This is a genomic window from Yoonia sp. SDW83-1, assembly GCF_046762885.1.
Taxonomy (GTDB): Bacteria; Pseudomonadota; Alphaproteobacteria; order Rhodobacterales; family Rhodobacteraceae; genus Yoonia.
In genome coordinates this window covers 1-374 of the sequence record NZ_JBKQXO010000058.1, presented here as the reverse complement: position 1 = coordinate 374, position 374 = coordinate 1, and the positions used below count along the sequence as shown (strand labels likewise).

The 374-nt window shown below is 66.8% G+C and carries 1 pseudogene; it reads right to left on the bottom strand.

Features of this window, described 5'->3' with window-relative positions:
- Positions 1–374: pseudogene (locus ACFWW4_RS22725) on the bottom strand (flagellar motor protein MotB); the annotation flags it as partial.

The window sequence follows — 374 nt, the reverse complement described above, 5'->3', positions numbered from 1 at the left end:
TGTGTGGACCGGATATCGCCAAGGCCCGCCTCTTCAAAGGCGCGGGCTTCGCGGTTGCGGGCGGGCCGCGAGGCCAGGGCAATCGCCGCATCCCCGCGCAAAAGATCGGTCAGACCATCGGTCGTGTTCGAGGCCCCGATATCGACGGCGGCGATCATCTCGCCCGAGGCGCTGACGACCTCGTAACCGACCGCACCGGCCTGACCCGCCGACCGGCTGACGGAGCCAAATGTATCGATCTTGTTGCTGCCATAGGCGCGCAGCAGGCCGGGCACCAGGTCCTTGCCCAGGGTCGGCGAGCCTGCAATCCGAAACTCCGATACTGCAGGGGTTGTTACAGGACAGGCCGCCCCGTCACACCGCACCATGCTCGC